Here is a 6,024-nt window from a genome sequence, read left to right on the forward strand (position 1 = left end):
GCGGATCACCGCGTCTTTGCCTTTTTCGGTGCTGACCGGCGAGCGGCGATGCGGGCGAGCCTTTGCCTGACCGGTTGCTCATCGAAGGCGCCAGGATCGTAGTCACCGAGCCACTCCTTGACCTCATCGTGATCGGGATGGTTCGGGTCAGCGAGGATGTCGAGTTGAGCATAGAAGCCAGGAATGCCGCCGCAATCCTCCGGCGGCGCGGCACCTTCCCCGGCGACGTAGCGGGGATAGGCGACACCCATTTCGGGCGGACGGGGCCGGGTCACAGTCAGTTGATGTTCCCAGCAGTCACCGAAGTCGTAGGTGTAGAGGAGCTTGGTCTTGCGAGGCCGCAGCAGGTCTTGAAGCGGCAGCTTGGCGGCCCGGCTTTGGGATATCTCCTCGCTGTCGCTGGCGAATGACCAGAGATGGGCATTCTGCCATTCCATGGCGGCCTGGATGACGCCGTGCACCTGCTTCAGCGTCATCGTGATCGGCACCTCGACCTCGCGCCAGATCGGCGGGTCGGTGTCGAGCAGGTCGATGCGGACTGTCGCGATATGATCTGGCGGGAGGGGGGTGTCGGCGGTCATGCCGCGAGTTTGTCAGCCCGGCGCGTCCAGTTCCAGGGCAGAAGTTCGGCCAGCCGGTTGATCGGATGCCCCTTGACCATGCGGTCCAGGACATCCGTCAGATAGGCCTCGGGGTCGAGCCCATTCAGCTTCGCCGTCTCCAGGACGGAGTAGAGGAGTGCCGCCCGGTCGCCGCCCGCCTCGGAACCCAGGAACAGGAAGTTCTTCCTGGTGATCGCGATGCCGCGCAGGGAGCGCTCGGCGGGGTTGTTGTCGATGGCGATGCGGCCGTCGGCGACATAGAGGGTGAGCGCGTCCCAGCGGTTCAGCGCATACCCGATCGCCTTGCCCAGCGTGTTCTTGGCCGACAGGCGCCGCTGCTGCGCCTCCAGCCATGGTTTGAGGTCGTCGAGGATGGGAACGGCGAGTTGCCGCCGGGCGTCCCGGCGCTGTTCGGCCGACAGGCCGGTGATCGCGGCTTCGACCTCGTAGAGCCGCCCGATCCGGCGCAAGGCCTCCTCGGCAATTGGTGACCTGGTCTTCTCGTACTGGTCGTAGAGATGCCGCCGCGCATGGGCCCAGCAGGCCGCGTGGACGACGCCCGATGGGACGATGCCGGGCGGGACCAGGCCCGATGGCCGGGTCAGGGCCTCATAGCCGGTATAGGCGTCGGCCTGGATCACGCCACTGAACCCGGAGAGATGCTCACGGGGCCGCTCACCCTTGCGATCCGGGCTGAAGCGATAGAACGCCGCCGGCGCACGGTCGCCGCACCAGGGCCGCTCATCGACCAGATAGGTCCAAAGTCGGCCGAGCCTGGCCTGGCCATTGCCGGGGGCCAGCACCTTGATCGGCGTGTCGTCGGTGTGGATGACCGGCGCCGCCATCACATGGGCGCCGATCAGACCGGCCAGGGGGGCCACCCACCAGGCGGCATGGCCGACCCAATCGGCCAAGGTCGCGCGCTCGATCGCGATGCCCTCGCGCGCCAGGATCGCCGACTGCCGGTAGAGCGGCAGCCCGTCCAGGTACTTCGACACCACGACATTGGCCAGCAGGCCGGGCCCGGGGCGGCCCTTCTCCACCGGCAGGTCTGGGGCGGGCGCCTGGAGGATGGCCTCGCACGCCCGGCAGGAGAGCTTCGGCCGGATGTGGCGGATCACCTTGAGGCGGGCCGGGATCTCCTCCAGCACCTCGGTCACGTCCTCACCCAGCTTGGAGAAATGCGTGCCGCCGCAGCCGGGGCAGACGTCACCGGGAGAATGGATGATCTCCTCGCGCGGCAGATGCTCCGGCAAGGGACGGCGCACCGGATGGTGCTGGTCCCGCTGGCGCCGTTCCGGGGCCGCGTTCCCGGCATCCAGCGACGGCGCCGTCCGGGCGGCTTCGCCTTCCTCCAGGTCCTCCAGCATCAGTTCCAGTTGGGCGATCTGCCGGTCGAGCTTCTCCGATGAACGGCCGAACTGCATCCGGCGGAGCTTGGCCAGTTGCGCCTTGTACTGCTCGATCAGGAGGCGGGCGCCGGTCAGTTCCGCCCGCGCCGCGGCCAGTTCGGCCTCGCGTTCGGCGAGCCGGGCACGGAGCTCGGCGATCTCTGCGGCAGCGTCGGTCATGGGGCGGATTCTACCCCGAAAACGCCACCGTGGGCAGCGTGGTGGACAGCATCCGAGTCACTATGACGCGCCGGGGGCCAGGCGGAAGCAGAGTGCGCTCAGCAGGCCGCGTCCGGCTGCCAGGTCCCGCACCGGCGTCCGCCAATCGATCCCTTCCAGCAGCATGGAAACCTGGGCGGCGGTGAGCGCGACCGAGCCCTCCCTGGCCTGCGGCCAGACGAACCGGCCGCGCTCCAGCCGCTTGGAGAACAGGCAGAGGCCCTGGCCGTCCCACCAAAGAATCTTGATCAGGTCACCCCGCCGCCCCCGGAAGGCGTAAAGCGCGCCGTCGTGGGGATCAAGCTTCAGCATCGTCTGCACCTGGGCGGCCAGGCTGTCGAACCCACGGCGCATGTCGGTCACGCCGCACGCCAGGTAGATGCGGACATTGCCCGGAAGGCCGATCACGACAGTGCCACCAAAACCCGGCGCAACGCCGCTTCGCCGACATCGCCGGTGATCCGCAGCCGCACGCCGGTCGGCAGCTCGACCTCGATCACGCCGATGGCAACGGGGGCCCGCTCCGCCGCTTGAGGAGCGACAGCTGGTTCAGGCAACGCCGCATCGGCAACGACCGAGACCGGCACGAACCCCGTCAGCTCACCCGACCGGAACTGCTTGCGCCACGTCGACAGCTGACCGGTGCTGATACCGTGCATCCGGCACGTCAGGCTCGGCGACGACCCCGGCGCCACACTCTGCGCCAGAACCCGCAGCTTCTCCTCGGTACTCCAGCGCCGCCGCCGCTCCGGCCCGCTCAAAACCTCGCCGTGCAACTCCGAAGCGCTCGTATGAGCACTTCGAAGCGCCTCCTTGCCGATCACCGTCACGTCGTCCATGCGCCCACCACTCAAGCCGAGTGGCAAGCATGCCCATCAATAACGCCCTGGGAAGGCGGGGCTGCGCTGACGCTTACCAGCTTTTCGCCCATCCCGATCTCCAAATAGGAAAAGGGCCGCACCCCGGCAGGGATGCGGCCCTTCGTTTCACTCAGGCACCCAACCGCCTCAGGCGGCCGGCTGCTCCGTGGGCACGTCCGCCGTCAGGGCCGGATCCTCGCCCGCCTGCAGGGCGGAGAGTTCGCGGTCGCGCTCGGCGGCGATCGCCTTCAGACGGTTCACGACACTGCCGGTACCCGCCGGGATCAGGCGGCCGACGATGACGTTCTCCTTCAGGCCTTCCAGGTTGTCCGACTTGCCCTGGACGGCGGCTTCCGTCAGCACGCGGGTCGTTTCCTGGAACGAGGCGGCCGAGATGAAGGAACGCGTCTGCAGGCTGGCCTTGGTGATGCCCTGCAGCACCGGACGGCCGCGGGCGAACCGCAGGCCACCCTCGCCTTCATCCATGCGGGCCTGGACCTTGCGGTTCTCGGCCTCGAACTCGGCGCGGTCGACCTGTTCGGCGATCAGCAGCGTGGTGTCACCCGGCTCGTCGATCTCGACCTTCTGCAGCATCTGGCGAACGATCACCTCGATGTGCTTGTCGTTGATCTTCACGCCCTGCAGACGATAGACGTCCTGGATTTCGTTGGTGAGGTAGGAGGCCAGAGCCTCCACGCCCATGACGGCCAGGATGTCATGCGGGACGGGGTTGCCGTCCATCAGCAGGTCGCCCTTCTGGACATAGTCACCCTCCTGCACGGAGATGTGCTTGCCCTTCGGGATCAGGTACTCACGCGGCGTCTCGTTCTCGTCGTTGGGGACGACGACGATGCGGCGCTTCGTCTTGTAGTCCTTGCCGAACTCAACCCGACCGTCGAGGTCGGAGATGATGGCGAAGTCCTTGGGACGACGGGCTTCGAACAGCTCGGCCACGCGCGGCAGACCACCGGTGATGTCACGCGTCTTGGAGCTTTCACGCGGGATACGGGCCAGCACGTCACCGGCCTTCACATGCGCGCCGTTCTCCACCGACAGGATGGCGTCCACGCTCATGTAGTAGCGGGCCTCCACGCCGTTCGGCAGCTTGATCACATCGCCGTTGGCGTCCCGCAGGGTGACGCGCGGACGCAGATCGGCACCGCGCGGCTGCTGGCGCCAGTCGACCACGACCTTGGACGAGATGCCGGTGGCCTCGTCAACCACCTCGCGCATGGACACGCCCTCGACCAGGTCGACATAGTTGGCCGTACCTTCCCGCTCAGTGATGATCGGCAGGGTGTAGGGGTCCCACTCCGCCAGGCGATCGCCCTTCTTGACCATCACCCCGTCCTCGACCAGCAGCTTGTTCAGCTTGGCGCCGTAGGGGACGCGGTGACGGGCACGCTCGCGGCCCTGGCTGTCGAACAGCGCCAGTTCCACGTTGCGGCCCATGATGACGGGCACACCCTCGCCGTTCAGAACCATGTTGCGGTTCTTCACCACGACCTTGGCATCGAGGCTGCTGTCCACGGACGACTGCTCGGCACCACGCTGGGCGGCGCCGCCGATGTGGAAGGTACGCATCGTCAGCTGCGTGCCGGGCTCACCGATCGACTGGGCGGCGATGACGCCGACGGCTTCACCGATGTTCACGGTGGTGCCGCGGGCCAGGTCGCGGCCGTAGCAGCAACCGCACACGCCCTCGCGGGTTTCGCAGGTCAGCACCGAGCGGATCAGCACGGTGTCGATGCCGGCGCGCTCGATCAGCTCCACGGCCTGCTCGTCGATCAGGCCGGCGGCCGGAACGAGAACCTTGCCGCTGAGCGGATCGACCACGTCAACCGAGGCGCAACGGCCCAGGATACGCTCCGACAGGGGCGAGATCACCTCACCGCCATCGATGACGGCGCGCATGGTCAGGCCCTTGGTGGTGCCGCAATCGTTTTCCACGACGATGGCGTCCTGGGCGACGTCGACCAGACGACGCGTCAGGTAACCGGAGTTCGCCGTCTTCAAGGCGGTGTCGGCCAGACCCTTACGGGCGCCGTGGGTGGAGTTGAAGTACTCCAGCACAGTCAGGCCTTCCTTGAAGTTGGAAATGATGGGCGTCTCGATGATCTCGCCCGAGGGCTTGGCCATCAGGCCGCGCATGCCGGCCAGCTGCTTGATCTGGGCGGCGGAGCCACGGGCACCGGAATGCGCCATCATGTACACCGAGTTGACGCCGACGCCGGGGCGCGGCTGCTCGATGACCTTCATCATGGCGCCGGCGACCTTTTCGGTCGTTTCCGACCAGACGTCGACCACCTTGTTGTACTTTTCGCCCTGGGTGATCAGGCCGTCCAGGTACTGCTGCTCGTACTCCTTGACACGCTCCTGCGCCTCATGGATCAGCGTCTCCTTCTCGGCCGGAATGACCATGTCATCCTTGCCGAAGGAGATGCCGGCGCGGCAGGCGTGGCTGAAGCCCAGCTTCATCAGGCGGTCGGCGAAAATCACCGTCTCCTTCTGGCCGCAATGGCGGTAGACGGCATCGATGATGTTGCCCACGTCCTTCTTGGTCAGCAGCCGGTTGATCATCGAGAAGCCGATGGCCGGGTGGCGGGGCAGGATCTCCGACAGCAGCATGCGGCCGGGGGTGCTCTCCACGCGGGTGATGATGGGGTTACCATCCTGGTCAACCGTGTGGTAGCGGGCCTTCACCTTGGAGTGCAGGGTGACGACCTTGGCCGCGAGCGCCTGCTCGATCTCGCCGATATCGGTGAAGGCCATGCCCTCGCCCACGGCGCCCGGCAGTTCCATCGTGATGTAGTACAGGCCCAGGACGATGTCCTGGCTGGGCACGATGATGGGCTTGCCGTTCGCGGGCGACAGGATGTTGTTGGTCGACATCATCCAGGACGCGCGCTTCCAGCTGGGCCTCGAGGCTCAGCGGGACGTGCACGGCCATCT

4 protein-coding genes and 1 pseudogene are annotated in these 6,024 nt (G+C 66.9%); all 5 read right to left on the bottom strand.

Annotated elements, in window-relative coordinates:
* Positions 1-5: 5 nt before the first annotated feature.
* Positions 6-581, bottom strand: a complete 576-nt coding sequence (locus I55_RS27775) for a plasmid pRiA4b ORF-3 family protein (RefSeq protein WP_044563977.1) — start codon at positions 579-581, stop codon at positions 6-8.
* Positions 578-2,173, bottom strand: a complete 1,596-nt coding sequence (locus I55_RS27780; protein ID WP_044563978.1) for an IS66 family transposase — start codon at positions 2,171-2,173, stop codon at positions 578-580. The genes I55_RS27775 and I55_RS27780 overlap by 4 nt, the downstream gene beginning before the upstream one ends.
* Before the next feature lie 60 nt (positions 2,174-2,233).
* Positions 2,234-2,620 (bottom strand): IS66 family insertion sequence element accessory protein TnpB, encoded by a 387-nt coding sequence (gene tnpB, locus I55_RS27785; RefSeq protein WP_083901485.1) that lies wholly within the window; start codon positions 2,618-2,620, stop codon positions 2,234-2,236.
* Complete coding sequence (locus I55_RS27790; protein ID WP_049974574.1) at positions 2,617-3,051, bottom strand: transposase; 435 nt, start codon at positions 3,049-3,051, stop codon at positions 2,617-2,619. Before I55_RS27790 ends, tnpB begins: the two co-directional genes overlap by 4 nt.
* A gap of 168 nt (positions 3,052-3,219) precedes the next feature.
* Positions 3,220-6,024: pseudogene (locus I55_RS27795) on the bottom strand (DNA-directed RNA polymerase subunit beta'); the annotation flags it as partial.

Source organism: Azospirillum sp. B4, from assembly GCF_000333275.1.
Lineage (GTDB): Bacteria > Pseudomonadota > Alphaproteobacteria > Azospirillales > Azospirillaceae > Nitrospirillum.

Coding starts and splice junctions, on each gene's coding strand:
- I55_RS27775 (WP_044563977.1), bottom strand. CDS start 581: ATGACCGCCGACACCCCCCTCCCGCCAGATCATATCGCGACAGTCCGC.
- I55_RS27780 (WP_044563978.1), bottom strand. CDS start 2,173: ATGACCGACGCTGCCGCAGAGATCGCCGAGCTCCGTGCCCGGCTCGCC.
- I55_RS27790 (WP_049974574.1), bottom strand. CDS start 3,051: ATGGACGACGTGACGGTGATCGGCAAGGAGGCGCTTCGAAGTGCTCAT.